Source organism: Streptomyces caelestis, assembly GCF_014205255.1.
GTDB classification, from domain to species: Bacteria; Actinomycetota; Actinomycetes; order Streptomycetales; family Streptomycetaceae; genus Streptomyces; species Streptomyces caelestis.
In genome coordinates, this window is sequence record NZ_JACHNE010000001.1 from 1,203,806 (window position 1) to 1,220,659 (window position 16,854).

The 16,854-nt window shown below is 73.1% G+C and carries 18 protein-coding genes; 6 read left to right on the forward strand and 12 right to left on the reverse strand.

The window, feature by feature from the left end:
• Positions 1 to 177: 177 nt before the first annotated feature.
• From HDA41_RS05280 to HDA41_RS05295, 4 genes are all read right to left on the reverse strand, one after another.
• On the reverse strand, positions 178 to 963 hold the full coding sequence (locus HDA41_RS05280) for an Fpg/Nei family DNA glycosylase (protein ID WP_184981164.1): 786 nt from the start codon (positions 961 to 963) through the stop codon (positions 178 to 180).
• A gap of 10 nt (positions 964 to 973) precedes the next feature.
• Entirely contained in the window at positions 974 to 1,345 is a 372-nt protein-coding gene (locus HDA41_RS05285; protein WP_184981166.1) for a VOC family protein, read from the reverse strand.
• Positions 1,346 to 1,458: 113 nt separating this feature from the next.
• Positions 1,459 to 2,412, reverse strand: coding sequence for a DUF6397 family protein (locus tag HDA41_RS05290; protein ID WP_184981168.1), 954 nt, complete (start codon positions 2,410 to 2,412; stop codon positions 1,459 to 1,461).
• Between the two features lie 125 nt (positions 2,413 to 2,537).
• Positions 2,538 to 2,951 (reverse strand): roadblock/LC7 domain-containing protein, encoded by a 414-nt coding sequence (locus tag HDA41_RS05295; RefSeq protein ID WP_184981170.1) that lies wholly within the window; start codon positions 2,949 to 2,951, stop codon positions 2,538 to 2,540.
• Between the two features lie 104 nt (positions 2,952 to 3,055).
• Between HDA41_RS05295 and HDA41_RS05300 the strand changes: the two genes are divergently transcribed.
• Entirely contained in the window at positions 3,056 to 3,484 is a 429-nt protein-coding gene (locus HDA41_RS05300) for a PPOX class F420-dependent oxidoreductase (protein WP_184981172.1), read from the forward strand.
• Between the two features lie 16 nt (positions 3,485 to 3,500).
• Here the strand turns inward: HDA41_RS05300 and HDA41_RS05305 are convergent, their stop codons facing one another.
• The 5 genes from HDA41_RS05305 to HDA41_RS05325 form a co-directional block, all read right to left on the reverse strand.
• The gene (locus tag HDA41_RS05305; RefSeq protein WP_184981174.1) at positions 3,501 to 4,151 is read right to left on the reverse strand and encodes a GTP-binding protein; all 651 of its coding nucleotides are present in this window, start codon (positions 4,149 to 4,151) and stop codon (positions 3,501 to 3,503) included.
• An 80-nt stretch (positions 4,152 to 4,231) separates the two neighbouring features.
• A complete protein-coding gene (locus HDA41_RS05310; protein ID WP_184981176.1) occupies positions 4,232 to 4,642 on the reverse strand; it encodes a DUF742 domain-containing protein in 411 nt (136 codons plus the stop codon).
• Between the two features lie 22 nt (positions 4,643 to 4,664).
• Complete coding sequence (locus tag HDA41_RS05315; RefSeq protein WP_184981178.1) at positions 4,665 to 5,102, reverse strand: roadblock/LC7 domain-containing protein; 438 nt, start codon at positions 5,100 to 5,102, stop codon at positions 4,665 to 4,667.
• The gene (locus HDA41_RS05320; protein WP_184981180.1) at positions 5,099 to 7,624 is read right to left on the reverse strand and encodes a sensor histidine kinase; all 2,526 of its coding nucleotides are present in this window, start codon (positions 7,622 to 7,624) and stop codon (positions 5,099 to 5,101) included. Before HDA41_RS05320 ends, HDA41_RS05315 begins: the two co-directional genes overlap by 4 nt.
• Positions 7,625 to 7,886: 262 nt before the next feature.
• Complete coding sequence (locus HDA41_RS05325) at positions 7,887 to 8,660, reverse strand: MHYT domain-containing protein (protein WP_184981181.1); 774 nt, start codon at positions 8,658 to 8,660, stop codon at positions 7,887 to 7,889.
• Positions 8,661 to 8,812: 152 nt separating this feature from the next.
• On the opposite strand from HDA41_RS05325, the gene HDA41_RS05330 reads away from it, so the two are divergent.
• Positions 8,813 to 9,412: a class I SAM-dependent methyltransferase gene (locus tag HDA41_RS05330; protein WP_184981182.1), complete on the forward strand. Its 600-nt coding sequence runs from the start codon at positions 8,813 to 8,815 to the stop codon at positions 9,410 to 9,412.
• 62 nt (positions 9,413 to 9,474) lie between these two features.
• Here the strand turns inward: HDA41_RS05330 and HDA41_RS05335 are convergent, their stop codons facing one another.
• Entirely contained in the window at positions 9,475 to 10,377 is a 903-nt protein-coding gene (locus HDA41_RS05335; RefSeq protein WP_184981183.1) for an oxygenase MpaB family protein, read from the reverse strand.
• A 97-nt stretch (positions 10,378 to 10,474) separates the two neighbouring features.
• Between HDA41_RS05335 and HDA41_RS05340 the strand changes: the two genes are divergently transcribed.
• Positions 10,475 to 10,771, forward strand: coding sequence for a hypothetical protein (locus HDA41_RS05340; RefSeq protein ID WP_184981184.1), 297 nt, complete (start codon positions 10,475 to 10,477; stop codon positions 10,769 to 10,771).
• Between the two features lie 135 nt (positions 10,772 to 10,906).
• Entirely contained in the window at positions 10,907 to 11,755 is an 849-nt protein-coding gene (locus HDA41_RS05345; RefSeq protein WP_184981185.1) for a hypothetical protein, read from the forward strand.
• Positions 11,756 to 11,792: 37 nt separating this feature from the next.
• Here the strand turns inward: HDA41_RS05345 and HDA41_RS05350 are convergent, their stop codons facing one another.
• Positions 11,793 to 11,975, reverse strand: coding sequence for a tail-anchor membrane protein (locus tag HDA41_RS05350; RefSeq protein ID WP_010040978.1), 183 nt, complete (start codon positions 11,973 to 11,975; stop codon positions 11,793 to 11,795).
• A 289-nt stretch (positions 11,976 to 12,264) separates the two neighbouring features.
• On the opposite strand from HDA41_RS05350, the gene HDA41_RS05355 reads away from it, so the two are divergent.
• Together HDA41_RS05355 and HDA41_RS05360 are read left to right on the forward strand one after the other, a co-directional pair.
• The gene (locus tag HDA41_RS05355; protein WP_376706767.1) at positions 12,265 to 15,084 is read left to right on the forward strand and encodes an SCO1167/SCO6262 family helicase; all 2,820 of its coding nucleotides are present in this window, start codon (positions 12,265 to 12,267) and stop codon (positions 15,082 to 15,084) included.
• Positions 15,081 to 16,364, forward strand: a complete 1,284-nt coding sequence (locus HDA41_RS05360) for an SWIM zinc finger family protein (RefSeq protein WP_184981186.1) — start codon at positions 15,081 to 15,083, stop codon at positions 16,362 to 16,364. The genes HDA41_RS05355 and HDA41_RS05360 overlap by 4 nt, the downstream gene beginning before the upstream one ends.
• Here HDA41_RS05360 and HDA41_RS05365 read toward each other — a convergent pair.
• A complete protein-coding gene (locus tag HDA41_RS05365) occupies positions 16,353 to 16,748 on the reverse strand; it encodes a hypothetical protein (protein WP_184981187.1) in 396 nt (131 codons plus the stop codon). The genes HDA41_RS05360 and HDA41_RS05365 overlap by 12 nt on opposite strands.
• Between the last annotated feature and the right edge of the window lie 106 nt (positions 16,749 to 16,854).

The window sequence follows — 16,854 nt, forward strand, 5'->3', positions numbered from 1 at the left end:
CGCCAGCCCACCCGACCCCAGGCGACCGACCGGCCCCGCCAGACCCGCCAGCCCACCCGACCCCAGGCGACCGACCGGCCCCGCCAGACCCGCCAACCCACCCGACCCCAGGCGACTGACCGGCCCCGCCCGCCCCCCGGTCGTCCTACCCCCGGCGACGGACCGGCCCCGGCCGGATCAGCCGTCCGGCTGGCACCGCGGGCACCACACCGTGCCGCGGCCCGCCATGCGGGACCGGCGCAGACCGGTGCCGCAGCGCGGGCACCTGGGGTCGGGATCGTCGCGATGGCCGGTGAGCCAGGAGTCCCGCGGCGGCACGCAGCCGGCGGTGACGGCGGACCGCAGGGTGCTGCGCATCTCGCTGTACAGGCGACGGCGGTCGTCCTGGGTGAGCTCACGCGCCCGGCGGTCGGGGCGCAGCCGGGCGCGCCACAGGATCTCGTCGGCGAGCAGGTTGCCGAGGCCGGCCAGGACGGACTGATCGGTGAGCGCGGTCTTCAGGTGACCACGGCGCGACGACAGCACGGCCTCGAACTCCCCGCGGTCCACCGCCATCGCGTCGGGGCCCTGCCGCCGAAGCAGCCGGTCGATGTCCGAGTCGTCGTGCGCCAGCCACAGGCCCTGGAGTTTGCGCTGGTCACGAAAGCGCAGCTGGCGGTTGCCGCTCAGCGTGAACAGCACGCGGTCGTGGGCCTCGACGGCATCGTCGGGACGACCGCAGAGCAGCCGGCCGGTCATGCCGAAGTGCAGTACCAGGGTGGGGCCTCCGGTGCGGGCGAGCAGCCATTTGCCGTGCCGCTCCGTCGTGCCGAACCGCCGGCCCTCCAGCGCGTCACGCAGGCCCCGCACCCCGACCCCGTGCAGGACGCCCGCGTCCCGTACCTCGACACGCCGCACGACCCGTCCCTTCGCACAGGACTCGAGCACCTGCCGGAAGCCCTCGACGTCGGGCAGTTCGGGCATGGCCGACGGGTCAGGTTTCCTGGAGGACGGACAACACGTTCCCCGCCGGGTCGGTGAACCACGCGATCAGGGGGCCGCCACCGCGGAAGATGCCCTTGTCGTCTGTCTTGAGGTGGTCGTAGCGCTCGAAACGCACCCCCCTTCTGCTCAGCTCGTCGACCGCCGCCTCGATGTCGTCGACGGAGAAGTTGAGAATGGTGTACGTCGCCGGCGTGTGCTCCTGCTTCGGGTACACCAGGATGTCCCGGTCACCCGCGATGTGCAGGATCAGCATGCCGTTCTCTTCAGAGACGCGGAGTCCCAGCGTGTCGCCGTAGAACTTCTTGGCCGCGTCGATGTCGTTCACGGAGAACCCGCTGTACGCCTTCGTCGAACCGAACATGATCGCCTCCCGGACATAGTCTCCTCATAGATCGGACCGGGACGCATCCGGAAACTCATCGCTTATCGGGCGGACAGCAGGGCGTGCGCCCTGCGCCCTGGCAGGGGCCAGGGTCATCCCGTAGGCCGTCGGCCTCTGCGGCGCAGCCAGCCCAAGAGGCCGTGGGAAGGCGTCTGGCCCGGGGGCGGGGGCGCGGACGGGGGTGCGAGCGGGGCTTCCGCCGGAGCCGTGACCGGCTCGGGTGCCGAGGTGGGGGCCGGCACCTGCTGGAGGGCCGGTTCCGGGGCCGGGCGTGGTGCCGGGTGTTGCCTCCTGGCCGTTTCCATCGTGTGGGCGAGGTCCGCGCGGAACCAGGCCACTTCGTCCGGCTCGCTCGCCGTCATGAGCTCCTGGGCCCGGTCCGCGGCGGGTGAGCCGGGCTCGCCGTGTGCCGGGAGCCGGGGGCGGCAGCGGTTCAGGTGGGCGCGCTCGTACGGGTCCTCGACGACGTCCACCACGTCGGCCGGGTCGAGGAGGCAGGCGACGGCCGCCGCGTGCGCCCACGGGTCGTCTCCCGCCTGCCTCAGCAGGAACCCGATGTGCCGTCCCCGCCAGTTGCGCGGCCGCCGGTCCATTCCCGCCCTCAGCCTTTCCCGCATCTCCGCGGGCGTGCGGCCGGTCAGCAGCCGGGCGTTGCTCTTGTCGGACGCGAACTGCCGTAGCTCCTCGGCCAGATAGAGCCAGACGACGGTGCGGTAACGGTTGAGGTAGAAACGCACGGGCACGAGCAGGCCGAAGCGCGCGAGGCTCGTGAACCTGGTGGGCGTCACGTCCATGAGCTTGGCGCCTTCGTTGGTGCCCACGGTCGCGACGCGTTCGCGCAGTGCGTCCGGAAAGCGGTCCTCGCCGCACAGCCGGTCGATCTCGGCGCGAGCGACCCGTCGGCCTCCGCCCCCTTCGTCGGGAACGGTCCGGATGAGCCCGAGATTCACTGCCAGGTCGAACTCGCCGCGCCTGAGGCCGAGTTCGCGGGCGGCCCGGCTCGGGGCACAGGTGAGGCGGTCGGGTTTCGCGATGGTGCCTGCCATGGTCGGTCTCCCCCGTGGAGTCAGCGGCTCACGCCGTGTGCGGTCGCCGTGAAAAAACCGTAGCCGCTTCGGCACATCTCGTGGCGAGCCTGTGGATAACTCCGCGGGGGTGACGAACGGGCAGGTCAGGCGTCCGTTTCCGGTTTCCGTTCGGGCCGGCGTGCATCCACGTCGAGATGCTCGCCGACCCGGTTGACGAGAAGGGTCATCTCGTATGCGATCTGGCCGATGTCGGCCTCCGCGCCGCTGAGGACGCACAGACAACTGCCCGTGCCGGCCGCGGTGACGAAGAGCACCGCCTCGTCGAACTCGATCATCGTCTGGCGTACGCTGCCCGCGCCGAAGTGCCGTCCCGAGCCCTTGGCCAGGCTGTGCAGTCCGGACGACACGGCCGCGAGGTGCTCCGCGTCCTCGCGGCGCAGTCCCGTGCTCGCGCCTGTCACCAGACCGTCGTTGGACAGGACCAGTGCGTGCCGCACCTCGTGGACGCGCTCGGTCAGGTCGTCCAGCAGCCAGTCCAGTCCCTGGTTCTGCGCCATGTTCCGATCTCCCCGTTTTCTCCCCGTGCGATTCTCCTCCTGGCCGGAGGATCTCCACGCCAGCCTTCCCCACGACCGCTGCCGGGGCAAGGAGGATGGGAGCCATGGCAGAGAAGATGACCGACGCGCAATGGCGGGAGTTCGTTTCCCACGGCACCCGCACCGGAAAGCTCTCCACGGTACGGGCCGACGGAAGCCCGCACGTGACCCCGATCTGGTTCGTCCTGGACGGCGACGAGCTGGTGTTCAACACCGGCAAGGACAGCGTGAAGGGGCGCAATCTCACCCGTGACGGCCGGGTCGCCCTGTGTGTGGACGACGACCGGCCGCCGTACTCCTTCGTGGTGCTGCGGGGCCGCGCCCGAGTATCGGAGGACCTCGACGAGATACGGCACTGGGCCACCCGCATCGGCGCCCGGTACATGGGCGAGGAGCGTGCCGAGGAGTTCGGCGCCCGCAACGGCGTCCCGGGCGAACTCCTCGTCCGTGTCGCCATCGGCAAAGTCCTGGCGGAGCGGGACGTCGCGGACTGACAGGGAAGCACCCCGGTCATCCGACCGAGTCGAGGAGCCGGGCGGTGTGCATCCGCCCGGCGTACTCGACGAGCCGGATCAGCACCTCCTTCCCTGAGTCCCGGTCCCGGGCGTCGCACAGCACCACGGGTGTGCCCCGGTCGAGGTCGAGGGCGCGCGAGACGTCCGGGGCGCCGTGCCGCCGGGCACCCGCGAAGCAGTTGACGGCCACCACGAACGGGATGCGCCGGTGCTCGAAGTAGTCGACCGCGGGGAAGCAGTCCTCCAGGCGACGGGTGTCCGCGAGGACCACCGCGCCGAGCGCCCCTTGCGACAACTCGTCCCACAGGAACCAGAACCGGTCCTGGCCCGGTGTGCCGAACAGGTACAGGGAGAGGCCCGAGCGGATGGTGATGCGTCCGAAGTCCATGGCGACGGTCGTGGTGGTCTTGTGGTCCACGCCGTCGGTGTCGTCCACCAACTGGCCGGCTTCGCTGAGCAGTTCCTCGGTACGCAGTGGCCGGATCTCACTGACGGCGCCGACCAGAGTGGTCTTGCCCACGCCGAACCCGCCGGCGACCAGAATCTTCAACGCCAGTGCGGACGTCTCGCCGCCGGTGGCGTCGGAGTGCTCGGAGTGCTCGGAGTGCTCGGAGTGCTCGGAGTGCTCGGAGTGCTCGGAGACCATTGATCACTTCTCTCGGGAGTGCCGGCAACTCGGGAGTGCCTGCAAGGGGTGAGGTGAGTACGTGGGTGATGTGCCGGCCTCTACAGCGCCCTCAGTCCCTCGATCACCTCGCGCAGAATGCGCTCGTCGGGCAGCTGTGCAGGTGGCACGGGGCGGCTGACGGTGACACAGCCGATTTCCAGGAGGTCGCCGAGGAGGACCCTGACGACGCCCACGGGCAGGTCCGCGCCCGCGGCGAGTTCGGCGACCGACTGGGTCTCCGTACGGCACAGGTCGAGGAGGGTCCGGTGTTCCGGACCGAGCGGGACGTCGTCCACGGCGGGTGCGGCGGGGTCCAGGGTGACCAGGGCGATCAGGTCGAAGCGCACGCCGGTGGGACCGGGCCGGGTGCGTCCGCCCGTCATGGCGTAGGGGCGGACGAGGGGGCCGGCCTCGTGGTCGTACCACTGGCTGCCCGGCTCGGGCGGGGCGCCCGTCATGTCCTCGGTCATCTGCGCGGACCGCCTTCTCGGTTCATCCGGCGGCGGGTGGCCGGGCGCCGCCACGGGGTGCCGTGCCGAGGTGCTCGCCGACGCGTTTGACCAGGCGTGCCACCTCGTAGGCCACGAGACCGATGTCGGCGGTCACGGCGGTGAGGAGGGCGAGGCAGGATCCGTCGCCGGCGGCGGCAACGAACAGGAATCCCTCGTCCATCTCCACCATGGTCTGGCGGACACCGCCGGCACCGAAGTGCCGTCCGGCCCCCTTGGCGAGGCTGTGGAAGCCCGAGGCGACCGCGGCGAGGTGCTCGGCGTCCTCGCGGCGGAGGTCGGTCGAGGCGCCCACGGCGAGGCCGTCGTTGGACAGCACCACGGCGTGCCGTATCTCGCTCACGCGGAGCACCAGATCGTCCAGCAGCCAGTCGAGTTCGCCGGAGCGCCGGGCGGAATGCGTGCTCGGGTCCTGGATCATGCGGGGTCTCCTTCGAAGCTGTCGCTGCCCTTCGGGCCGGGACTGGTTCCGCGGCCGGGTTGCCTGCCACCGCCGCGCGTCCAGCCGTCGCGGTACGCCGCCATGCGGTCCCGGACGAGCTCGGGGGTGCGGTCGTCGTCCCGGGGTGCGGGCGAGGGCGGCGGCTCCTCGGGGCGCCCTTCGCGCAGTTGGGGCGCGAGGCTGGCCTGTCGTACGCGACGTGGGAGGTCGTCGGAGCCTTCGGGCTGCTCCTGGGGCCGGTGCAGTCGCAAGGTGGCGACTCCTGGGGGTGGGGTGTGGCTCGTGGTGTTCGCGGCGGGCGGGACGGGAGCCACCAGGGCGCGCCGGTCGGCCGGTGCCGGGACGGCGTCGGGGACGGTGTCCTGGTGAGGGGTGTCGTCGGGCACGCGCGCGTGGGCGCGTGCCTCGGGCTGCCGCGCCTGCACCGCCGCACCGTGGGAACGTCCCGCCGCCTCCGTGTGCAGCAGGGCGGTGGGTACGAGGACGACCGCGGTGGTGCCGCCGTACGGCGAGGTCCTCAGGTGGACCTTGATGTCGTGCCGGGCGGCGAGCCTGCTGACCACGAACAGGCCGAGCCGGTCGCTGTCGAACAGGTCCAGCGCCTCGGACTGTTCGATGCGGCGGTTGGCCTCGGCGAGAGCCTCCTTGCCCATGCCGAGGCCGCGGTCCTCGACCTCGACGGCGTAGCCGTTGCCGACGGGTTCGCCGGTGACGCGCACGCGCGTGTGGGGCGGCGAGAACTGGGCGGCGTTCTCGATGATCTCGGCCAGGAGGTGCGTGAGGTCGGCCACCGCCGCGCCGACGACGGCCGCCTCGGGGAGTTGCCGCACCTCCACGCGCGCGTAGTCCTCCACTTCGGAGACGGCCGCGCGGACCACGTTGGTCAGGGAGACGGGCATCCGCCAGGCCCGGCCGGGGGCCGCTCCGGACAGGATGATCAGGCTCTCGGCGTGGCGCCGCATACGGGTGGTGAGGTGGTCGAGGCGGAAGAGGTCGCTCAGTTCGTTGGGGTCGTCGGAGCGGCGTTCCATGCTGTCGAGGAGGCTCAGCTGCCGGTGGACGAGGATCTGACTGCGGCGGGCGAGGTTGACGAAGACGCCGGAGATACCGCTGGCGAGTTCGGCGCGCTCGACGGCGGCCCGCAGCGCGGCACGGTGGACGGTGCCGAGGGCCTCGGCGACCTGCCCGGTCTCGTCCTCGGCGGCCGGTCCCGGGGGTGCCTCGGCGCGGATGTCGATCTCCTCGCCCGCGCGCAGTCTCCCCATGGCCTCGGGGAGTTTGCGCCGGGCGATCTCCAGTGCGCTGTTGCGCAGGCTCACGAGCTCCACCACGAGGCCGCGGCCGATGCGTACGGAGATGACGAGTGAGGCGGCGACGGCGGCGAGGCCGAGCAGGACGGCTGCGCCGGCCGGGGTGAGCAGTCCCCGGGTGAACGGGTCGGCCCGCTCCGCGACGTCACGTGCGGCGTCGTCCTCGATCGTGCGCATGCCGTCCTGCACGCGCGCGTGGACGGTGTTCCAGGTGCTCTCGGGCGCCGCCTTGATCGCGTTGGTACCTGGCCGGCCGGCGAGGATCCCGTCCTCGGCGTCGCGCAGCCCGGCGTAGGCGCTGCTGTCGGCGAGGGCGTTCCACGCGGAGCGTTCGGTGCCGCGCAGGTCGGCGAGGGCCGACTCCGTCAGGGTGCGGCGCAGCTCGACGGCGCCGGTGAAGAGCCGGAGCCGCTCCCCGGTCAGGGTTCCGGACAGCCGGGCACTCGCCAGCAGCGCGCCCTCCCGGGCCAAGGCCTCGGCGGCGCGGGAGAATTCCAGCAGCACGCGCGCGTCGGAGCCGAGGTCGGCGTCCTGGATGCCGGTGAGGGCACCGCCGACGCCGAGAGCCTCGGAGATGGTCCGGGTGTAGCGGTCGTACGCCTCGGCCCAGCCTGCGCGCCGGTCCCGCACCTCGGTCCGCAGCGGACGCAGTCGCTCGGCACCCGTGACGAACGCCTCCAGCCGGCGGGCGACTCCGGCGGGCAGCTCCTCACTGTCGGCCACGGTGCTGTTCTCGCCGAGCCGCAGTTTCGCGACGGCCCGGTCGGTGCGCCGGGCGAGTTCCTCCAGTTCGTCGGTCCCTGTGGCGGAGGGGTCGGTGGCGCGGCGTACGGCGGCCGTGCGTTCGGCCTGGAGGGCGGCGACCGTGGCGGAGACGGGCGCGCGGACCATGGCGTCCACGCGCTGGACCTGCCGCAGCCGCGCGACGTCCTGGGCGGTGGTGACGGTGGCGTGGGCCCACAGGGCCAGGAGGGAGACGACCGGCACCATCAGCAGGCAGACGATCTTGGCGCGCACGGTACGGGGGCGTATGTGCCAGCGCTCCGCGCGCGTGGACGCTCCGTCCGGTGCGGCCCCCGGGAATGCCTCGGCACCCTCGTCGGCCGGCGGTCCGGCGTGCGCGCGACGACCGCGCACGGGCGGGGGCGGCGCCTCGGCGCCGGCTGAGGGGGTCCTACGGGTTGTACGCATGGACTCCTCGCTCGGGGGGGTCGGGGCGGCTCACCCCGGGTTCAGGGCGTGCCGTCCGGGCTTCGGGATCTGCCGCCGGGACCGGGGACGTGCCGTCCAAACCGTGGGGCGTGCCGTCCAGGCCGCGGGTCGTGCCGTCCAAACCGTGGGGCGTGCCGTCCAGGCCGCGGGTCGTGCCGTCCAGGCCGCGGGTCGGGGCGTCCAAGCCGCGGGCGGGCCGTTCGGAGGGCCTGTCGCCCGCCCCGCCGGGCCTCGGTCGCGGCTAACGGGCGACGCTCTCGACCGGGCGCTGGGCCGACGCGGACGCCTCACGCTCCCCTGCCGTCGGCGACAGCGCGACGAAGGCGGAGGTCAGGAAGAGGTAGGACCCGAGGCCGACGGCGAGGGGGAAGATGAACTGCATCGCCGTGGCCCCGGGCAGTGCCTCCCCGGAGGGCGTCACGCGCACGCTCACCGCGAACATCCCGGTGTAGTGCATGCTGCTGACGGCCGCGCCCATGATCAGGGAGGCGACGGTGACCGCGACGGGCGACTTGATGTTGAGCGCCGCCCACAGGGCCGCCGTCGCGGCGACGACGGCGATCAGGACGGAGAGTCCGACGAGCACCGGGGCATAGGTGACGTCACCGTGCAGGCGGACGGCCGCCATGCCCAGGTAGTGCATGCTCGCGACGCCGAGGCCGGTGGTGAGCCCGCCGATCAGCAGGGCCCGGCCGCGGTCCCGGCTGTAGCCGACGGCGAAGACGCCGGCGCAGACGACGATCATGGCGACGAGCAGGCTCAGCAGGGTGAGCGGCACGTCGTAGCGGATATCGGTGCCGGCGACGCTGAAACCGAGCATGGCCACGAAGTGCATGGTCCAGATGCCGGTACCGATCGCCGAGGCGGCGGTGACGAGCCAGTTGCGGCGCGAACGCCCGGTCGCGGCGAGCGCGCGGACGGTGCAGCGCAGCCCGAGGGCGGCGCCGATGCAGGCCATCACGTACGACAGCACGGGGGTCAGCCACCCCAGGGCGGCGTGGTCCAGGTGTCCCATGGCCCCGGGACGCTAGACCCGGCAGGGGCGCCCGAAGGGGGCGCATTTCGAAAGGTGTTGGAATATGACGCAAGGATGTACCGGAACGATCGGGTCACGCTCGAACGTGTGCACTGAGGCGTCATCCGTGCCGGTGAGGAATCATGCCGTGCATGAGCGACGACCAGACGCGTGTCCAGGAGTTCTTCACCGCCCGCGCCGCCGACTGGGACAGCCGGTTCCCCGACGACGGTCCGGCCTACGCGGCCGCGGTCGCCGGGCTCGGACTGCGCGCGGGCGACCGCGTGCTCGACGCGGGGTGCGGCACCGGACGCGCTCTGCCTCCGCTGCGTGCCGCCGTGGGGCCCTCGGGGGTGGTGCTCGGGGCCGATCTGACCCCGGCCATGCTGCGGGAGGCCCGGCGGGCCGGACGGGACCGTGACGGGGCGTTGCTGCTCACGGACATCGCCGCGCTGCCGCTGCGATCGCACTCGCTGGACGCCGTGTTCGGGGCGGGCCTGATCTCGCACCTGCCGAGTCCGGCCGAGAACCTGCGGGAGCTGGCGCGCGTGGTGCGTCCCGGTGGTGTGCTGGCGCTGTTCCACCCGATCGGCAGGGCGGCCCTGGCCGCGCGCCACGGCCGCCCGCTCACCCCCGACGACCTGCGTGCCGAGCCCAACCTCCGGCCGCTGCTGGCCGGTTCGGGGTGGCGCATGACGTCGTACGTCGATGAGGACTCCCGCTTCCTGGCACTCGCCGTCCGCGAGGACTGAGCCGCCGCGTCACCCGGCCTCGCCACAGCCCCGCCACCCGGCCGCGGCACGCGGTTTCGTCGTCACCCGGCCTCGGCGTCCGACGCCGCCACGTGCCGCACGGGACACCACCGGAGGCCCGGGACCGGGCGCGTGCCCAGGTCGGCGAGCCGGTAGCCGTACGGGTAGCCCTTGATCTCCCAGTTCTGCCGGGCGAAGTGCGGGGCGCGCCGGGGCGGCAGCAGACGGACGGCGCGGCCCCGCAGCCGTACCGCGCGACGCACCCACGCGCGCGTGGCGTCGCTCGGCGGCGTGTAGCGGAAGGCACGCAGCAGCGCGTCGTCGAGCAGCGCGAGGGTCGTGGTACGCAGCAGCGGGGCGAGCGGGCGCGGGTACCAGGAGGACATCAGGTCGAGCGTGGCGTCCGAGACCCGCCGTGCCTCTTCGTCCCAGGCGAAGTGGGCCGCCTCGTAGCCGTCGAGGCAGGTCTCGAACTCCTCGTAGGTCTCGGGGATGTCCTTGATGCCCATGTGCCGGCCCAGCGTGCGGTAGTGGATGACACTGGCGACGATCTCGTGGCGCGACATCCTGCGCCACCCGTAGGCGTCGATCCACCGTTTGGGCACCACGACGAACGTGCAGAGCACGTAGCGCATGTCGTCGTTGCTGATGTCGTAGCTGCGGTGCATCTGGTTGATGCGGCGGATCGCGGTGTTGCCCTGGTCGCTGCCGAAGCCGTGCTCGACCACGGCGTCCAGCAGCAACGACGTGTCGTCGTAGCGCTTCTGCGTCCGCTCCGTGAGCTCCGCCGTCTCGGCGAGCAGCCGGCCGATGCCCGGGACGGCGTACGTGCGGTACAGGGCCAGCTCCAAGGCACGGGTGAAGTCCCAGGGGAACTCGTACGCCACGCTCAGCCGGTAGATGTCCGTGGCCTGCCGGTACGGGTCCATCCGCCGAATCTGTTCCAGCCGCGCGAAGCGCTTCACAGCACCCTCCCCCTTATGTCACCGGACGTCCAACTCTACGTTGGTGGACGGGAGATGACCGGCAGGCGGGACATCCGTCCAGGGGAAGGTGGTCAGCATGTGGGGCAAGGTCCGCAAGGCCGGAGGCAGAGTTGCTCATGCCATGCGCACGGAGACGAAGGCCGGCGGGGACAAACGTCCGCACAACCTTTTCGAGGCGGCCGCGGCCTACGTCACGGCGAGCGCGGAGGACGACCAGGAGCGGGCCGACGAGGCGGCCGGGTGGGTGTCGCCCGAGGCGCTGTCGTTCGGGGTGAACGAGCTGGCCGGCCGGGCCGTCGTCGCGCTCGCGCGGGAACGCGGCGAATCGCCCCGGACCGTGGCCCGAGAGTTGCTGGGGCTGCCGGCGGAGTGACGCGCCCGGCCAGGACGGCCGATTCGCCCCGTCCGCCGGAAAACGGCAGCTCCGAGTGTGCTTGCGAGGCCGTGACAAGCGGCTTCCGCGCACACTAGGGTGCGCGCCGGTGGACGAACCGATGGGGAGGCTGGGATGGCCGGGACGGACGAGGACGCCGCCGACGACGCGCTCTATGTGCTCACGGCGGTGCTGCTGACGCCGGCGAAGTTCCCGAGCGTGCTGGGCGACGACTATCCGGAGGCCTGCGCGGCGCTCGGCCTCCCGCCGCTCGCCGACGGGTACGGGCTGGTGCTCGGCCAGGACGGCGACGGCGCCCGATGGACCGTGGTCATCGACGACGTCTCCCTGGTGGCCGTCGCGATCGCGTCCTGGGACTGCGGGATGGAGTACGAGCTGTCGCCCGACGAGCGCACCGTCGTCGCGGCGCTGCCCGGCTGGCCCCTCGCGGTCGCCGTCGCGGCGCCCGGCGTGCCGGCGCCGCACGATCCCGGCCCCGAGGCCGACGACCGGCCCCCGCTCGCTCCGCCGGACACCACCGTCTGGGGCCCGGCCCAGCGGCGCCTGGGCGCGGACGAGATCGCGCTTCAGTGGGCGGTGTGGCGGGAACAGGTCGACGACTCGGCCTTCCCGGCACCGGGGTCCTCGGCGACGCCGGGTGACGGAGGTGCGTCGGCCGACGGTGTGGACGGAGGCGGGGAGAGCGGGCAGCAGGGCCACAGCGGCATCCGGCGCGTCCTCGCGGAGGCCCGCACCTACATCGACTCGCCGCCGCCGCTGGGCCGGGTCCGGTCGTCGTTCGCGCCGGGTGACGCGCGGACCCTGCGGGCCGACGGTCCCGGCTGGTCACTCGTGGCCAGGACCGACGACATCGCCTTCGTGCTGCTGGACGAGGAGCCCGGCGAGGTCCTGCCGGTGGGCCGGGGGCCGGAGCTGCCGGGTCTCCTCGCGGCCCTCGACAAGATGGCCGTACGGCCGAACTGAGCCGGTGCGGCCTTCGGCCGCGCCGGTCATCAGCGCGTCAACGGCCCAGCTCCTTGCGGGTGGCGCGGCGCAGCCTGCGCCGCTGCGAGGGGTCCAGCGTGAGATACGCGGCGGCCGGGACTCCCAGGATGATCAAAAGCGATGCCCACCAGGGCAGCCAGATCAACAGGATGAGCCCGACTGCCACGCCGCCTGCGGCGATCTTGGCGTTCTTGGACATGATGTCGCCTCCTTCGCGGCCACTGCCGCTCTCTGTCTCGAAAACGGGCCCGCGCTTGCGACGGTTCCGGACCGCGACCCTGAGACATCCCTGAGACGCGCCCCCTCCGCACCCCGGAGACCTCTATGGTGACCCAGCTCACAGCAAAGTCATATCCAGAGGTGGCAGGAAGTGCTGTACCCTCGGCGACTCTGACTCACTAGTCAAATTTGAGGAACCAGCCATAGCCGAGCATCCGACTCCCCCGGCACCCTCCTGCGACCTCTCCGAACTGGCCCACTGCTGCGCCGTGTTCCTGCCCGGCGATCCGGCCCGCACAGGCAGCGTCGCCTTCTGGCGGCCGGACGGCGAGACCCCTCCGGCCACGGCGTCGGCTTCGGCGTCTGCTTCTGCCGCGTCCGTCAGGCACCTGACCGTCGTCGTGCCCTGCGTCGACGGGGTCGAGCCGCAGAGCGTGCCCGCCGTCCTGGTGCCGGTACGCACCGCCCTGCCGGTCCTCATACGCGCGCGTACCGGCGCGCGGGGACACCGGACCACCGTGTTCTGGGGCGCGGCGGCCGCGCACGCCCTGCACCTCGTGGCGCGCGGACTGCTGCTGCCGGGGCTGTCCTCCGGCGACCACGACGCCTGGCGCGCGGGCCCGCTGCGCGCCCAGGACATCGAGGCCGTGCGCCGCCTGGCCGCCGCGATGCCGCCCGAGGCGCACGCCGTGCCGTTGCCGGGCGCCGGGCCGCTGCGGCTGCCCGACCCGGAGCAGCTCCTGTGCGCCTTCCTCGACGCGGTCGCCGACACCCTGCCCCGCTCCCCCGCCGCGCCGATGGTCACCGGCGGACCCGCCTACGCGTCACCCGAGCCGGTGCGGCTGCCCGAGCAGCGTGCGTGGGCCGCCGACGTCGCCGCGGGCCACGACGCGGGGGTGCGGCTGTCGCTGCGGATCGAGGCGGACGGCCTGACGGACTCGGCGGACGTCGACGCGGACGTGACGTTCCGGGCCGTGCTCCAGGTGCACAGCGTGAACGACCCCGCGCTCGTGGCGGACGCCACCGACGTCTGGGCCGGCGCCGGAGGCGAGGCCTTCGGCCCGCGCGCGCGGATGGACGCCCTGCTCGCCCTGCGCCGCGCGGCCCGGGCCTGGACCCCGCTCACGCCCCTGCTGTCGGCGACCGTGCCGGACGCGGTCGAGCTCGCCGACGAGGAGGTCACCGAACTGCTCGGCGCGGGCGCCCGGGCGCTGGCGGCGGCTGGAGTGGACGTGCACTGGCCGAAGGGACTGACCCGCGAGCTCACCACGCGCGCGGAGGTGGGGCCTTCCGACGACGAGCCGGACTCCGGCAAGGCCTTCGCCGCCATGCCGTCGTTCCTGTCCGCCGACGCGCTGCTCGCCTTCGACTGGTCGTTCGCGCTGGGCGACCGGCGGCTGAGCCGCGAAGAGCTGGACCGGCTCGCCGAGGCCAAGCGCCCTGTGGTGCGGCTGCGCGACCAGTGGGTCCTGATCGACCCTCAGGAGGTACGCCTGGCCCGCTCCCGGCAGGATCACAAGGTGACGCCGGTGGACGCGCTTGGCGCGGCCCTGACGGGCTGGGCGGAGGTGGACGGGCGCCGGGTCGAGGTGCGGCCCACCGGATGGCTGGCGGCCCTGCGGGAGCGGCTCGCCGACCCCGAGGCGCAACAGCCGGTGGAGCAGCCGGCCGCCCTCGCGGCCACCCTGCGGGACTACCAGCGGCGGGGCCTGAACTGGCTCGCCGGTATGACCTCGCTGGGCCTCGGCTGCTGCCTCGCCGACGACATGGGGCTCGGCAAGACGGTCACGCTGATCGCCCTGCACCTGCACCGGCAGACCGACACCCGGTCCGCCGGGCCCACCCTGGTGGTCTGCCCGACGTCCCTGATGGGCAACTGGCAGCGGGAGATCGAGCGGTTCGCGCCCGGCACACCCGTGCGGCGCTTCCACGGCGCGCGGCGCGGCCTCGACGGCCTGGCCGACGGGGAGTTCGTACTCACCACGTACGGCACGATGCGCCTGGACGCGCCCCGGCTCGCCGAGGTGCCGTGGGGCATGCTCGTGACGGACGAGGCCCAGCACGTGAAGAACCCGCACTCCTCGACCGCGCGGGAGCTGCGTTCCATCGGCGCACGCGCGCGCGTGGCGCTCACCGGCACCCCGGTGGAGAACAACCTGTCGGAGCTGTGGGCGATCCTCGACTGGACCACCCCGGGGCTGCTGGGCCGGCTCGGCACCTTCCGCAGGCGGTACGCGGAGGCCGTCGAGGGCGGTCGGGACCCAGGCGCCGCGGACCGGCTGGCCCGGCTCGTACGGCCGTTCCTGCTGCGCCGCCGCAAGTCGGATCCGGGGATCGCGCCCGAGCTGCCGCCGAAGACGGAAACCGATCACGCCGTGTCGCTCACCCAGGAGCAGGCAGGCCTGTACGAGGCCGTGGTGCGCGAGGCACTCGCGGAGATCTCCGGCGCCGACAGCATGGCGCGGCGCGGACTGATCGTGAAGCTGCTGACCGGTCTGAAGCAGGTCTGCAACCACCCGGCGCAGTACCTCAAGGAGGAGCGGCCGGTGATCGCCGGGCGCTCGGGGAAGCTGGAGCTGCTGGACGAACTGCTCGACACGATTCTCGCCGAGGAGGCGGGCGTGCTGGTCTTCACGCAGTACGTGCAGATGGCCCGCCTCCTCGAACAGCACCTTGCCGCCCGCGGCACGCCCTCGCAGTTCCTGCACGGCGGGACGCCCGTCGCCCAGCGCGAGGCCATGGTGCGGCGCTTCCAGGACGGCGAAGTGCCCGTGTTCCTGTTGTCGTTGAAGGCGGCGGGCACCGGCCTGAACCTCACCCGGGCCGAGCACGTCGTGCACTACGACCGCTGGTGGAACCCGGCCGTCGAGGCCCAGGCGACCGACCGCGCCTACCGCATCGGCCAGACCCGGCCCGTGCAGGTGCACCGGATCATCGCCGAGGGGACCATCGAGGACCGCATCGCCGAGCTGCTGGCCCGCAAGCGGGAGCTGGCGGACGCGGTCCTGGGCTCCGGCGAGGCCGCCCTCACGGAGCTGACGGACGCGGAACTGGCGGATCTGGTCGAACTGCGAGGGGGCCTGCGATGACTCGGTACGACGGTGACACGGAGCGCACGTTCGCCGCGCTGCCGCCCGCGCGCGGGCGGGGCTTCGCGCAGACCTGGTGGGGTCAGGCGTGGCTGAAGGCGCTGGAGGACACGGCACTGGACTCGGCGCAGCTCAAGACGGGCCGCCGGCTCGCGCGCGCGGGCGCGGTCGGCGCGGTGTCGGTGCGCCCGGGGCGGCTCACGGCCGTCGTCCAGGACCGCGACCGCACGGCGCACCGGGCCGATGTCCTGCTGGAGGAGCTGTCGCCCGGACAGTGGGACCGCTTCCTGGACATGGCCGTGGAGCGGGCCGGTCATGTGGCGGCGCTGCTCGACCGGGAGATGCCGCCGCATCTGGTCGAGGACGCGGCGGCCGCGGGCGTCGAACTGCTGCCGGGCCTGGGCGATCTGGAGCCGGAGTGCGGATGTGGAGCCTGGGACCACTGCGGGCACACGGCGGCGCTCTGCTACCAGGTGGCGCGACTGCTGGACCAGGACCCGTTCGTCCTGCTCCTGATGCGGGGACGCGACGAAGCGACCCTGCTGAATGATCTCCAGTCGCGCAGCGGCACGTCCGCCGCGGAGCGTCCCGGCCAGGAGGGCGTGGACGCGGCCGAGGCGTACGCGGCCGGCGACATCCTGCCTCCGCTGCCGCCCCTGCCCGAACTCCCCGACGAGCCGGGGGTACCGCCGTCGCTGGACGCCGAGACGCCGCCCGCTCCGGGCATCGACCCGGCCGCGCTTGAGTTCCTGGCCGCGCGGACCGCCGTCCAGGCGCACCGACTGCTCGCGGAGTCACTCCGGGACGCGGCCGAACGCGACGCTCCCAGCGAGGATCTGACGGTCTCGGAAGACGCCGTACGGCTGGCCGCGGGCGAGCCCGGGCCGGTGGTGGCGGACCGTCTGGCCGAGGGGTCGGGGCGTGGCCGGGAGGGGCTGGCAGCGGCGGCCCGTGCCTGGCGCCAGGGCGGTACGACCGCGTTGTCCGTGCTCGACGAGGAGTGGAAGGTCGAGGGCGAGAAGCTCGCACGCGCGCGTGCCGCCCTGGAGTCGGCCTGGGACGCGGACGAGCGGCCGGAGCTGCGGGCGCGGGGCAACCGCTGGACGGTCGTCGGCGCGCCGGTCCAGCTGCGCCTCGGCCGGGACGGCCGGTGGTGGCCGTACCACAAGGAACGCGGCCGCTGGCTACCCGCGGGAGGCGCCGCGCAGGATCCGGCGACGGCACTGACGTCGGCGCAGCTCGCCGCCGGAGACGGAGCCGCTCTGAGCTCAGGGCAGTAGCTCGCCGGTGTCCAGGGACGGGAGGAGCGATTCGAGGTCGTTCGGCAGGTCGCTCGGCAGCTGGCTGGGAAAGCCCGAGGGCAGCAGGGTCGGCAGCTTGCTGGGTAACTCGGTGGGCAGCTCCGTGGGCATGCCGAAGGACGGAGCGGACGTGCCGCTCGTGCTCTCGGTGGGCAGCTCCGTGGGCATGCCGAAGGACGGAGCGGACGTGCCGCTCGTGCTCTCGGCGGGCGGCTCCCGGTCCGGCGAATCGTCGCTTCCCCTGGCCATCAACACCACGAGGAACACGGCTGCGACGGCCACGAGTACGGCGAGCAGGATGAGCACGGGGTTCCGGCGGCGGGGAGGCCCGGGCGGACGAGGCGGTACGGGCGGCATGGCCATACCGACCAGAATCGCCGCACACCGCCCAAGGCGGGAAGGGCGCACGGAAGTTGATACGCGTTCATGGCGTGGACCGCACGATTCCGGAGCAGGGACGCTGATTCCG

Bases quoted from the DNA above. Each gene is read 5' to 3' on its own strand.
- HDA41_RS05280 (WP_184981164.1), bottom strand. From the start codon at position 963: ATGCCCGAACTGCCCGACGTCGAGGGCTTCCGGCAGGTGCTCGAGTCC.
- HDA41_RS05285 (WP_184981166.1), bottom strand. From the start codon at position 1,345: ATGTTCGGTTCGACGAAGGCGTACAGCGGGTTCTCCGTGAACGACATC.
- HDA41_RS05290 (WP_184981168.1), bottom strand. From the start codon at position 2,412: ATGGCAGGCACCATCGCGAAACCCGACCGCCTCACCTGTGCCCCGAGC.
- HDA41_RS05295 (WP_184981170.1), bottom strand. From the start codon at position 2,951: ATGGCGCAGAACCAGGGACTGGACTGGCTGCTGGACGACCTGACCGAG.
- HDA41_RS05300 (WP_184981172.1), top strand. From the start codon at position 3,056: ATGGCAGAGAAGATGACCGACGCGCAATGGCGGGAGTTCGTTTCCCAC.
- HDA41_RS05305 (WP_184981174.1), bottom strand. From the start codon at position 4,151: ATGGTCTCCGAGCACTCCGAGCACTCCGAGCACTCCGAGCACTCCGAG.
- HDA41_RS05310 (WP_184981176.1), bottom strand. From the start codon at position 4,642: ATGACCGAGGACATGACGGGCGCCCCGCCCGAGCCGGGCAGCCAGTGG.
- HDA41_RS05315 (WP_184981178.1), bottom strand. From the start codon at position 5,102: ATGATCCAGGACCCGAGCACGCATTCCGCCCGGCGCTCCGGCGAACTC.
- HDA41_RS05320 (WP_184981180.1), bottom strand. From the start codon at position 7,624: ATGCGTACAACCCGTAGGACCCCCTCAGCCGGCGCCGAGGCGCCGCCC.
- HDA41_RS05325 (WP_184981181.1), bottom strand. From the start codon at position 8,660: ATGGGACACCTGGACCACGCCGCCCTGGGGTGGCTGACCCCCGTGCTG.
- HDA41_RS05330 (WP_184981182.1), top strand. From the start codon at position 8,813: ATGAGCGACGACCAGACGCGTGTCCAGGAGTTCTTCACCGCCCGCGCC.
- HDA41_RS05340 (WP_184981184.1), top strand. From the start codon at position 10,475: ATGTGGGGCAAGGTCCGCAAGGCCGGAGGCAGAGTTGCTCATGCCATG.
- HDA41_RS05345 (WP_184981185.1), top strand. From the start codon at position 10,907: ATGGCCGGGACGGACGAGGACGCCGCCGACGACGCGCTCTATGTGCTC.
- HDA41_RS05350 (WP_010040978.1), bottom strand. From the start codon at position 11,975: ATGTCCAAGAACGCCAAGATCGCCGCAGGCGGCGTGGCAGTCGGGCTC.
- HDA41_RS05360 (WP_184981186.1), top strand. From the start codon at position 15,081: ATGACTCGGTACGACGGTGACACGGAGCGCACGTTCGCCGCGCTGCCG.
- HDA41_RS05365 (WP_184981187.1), bottom strand. From the start codon at position 16,748: ATGGCCATGCCGCCCGTACCGCCTCGTCCGCCCGGGCCTCCCCGCCGC.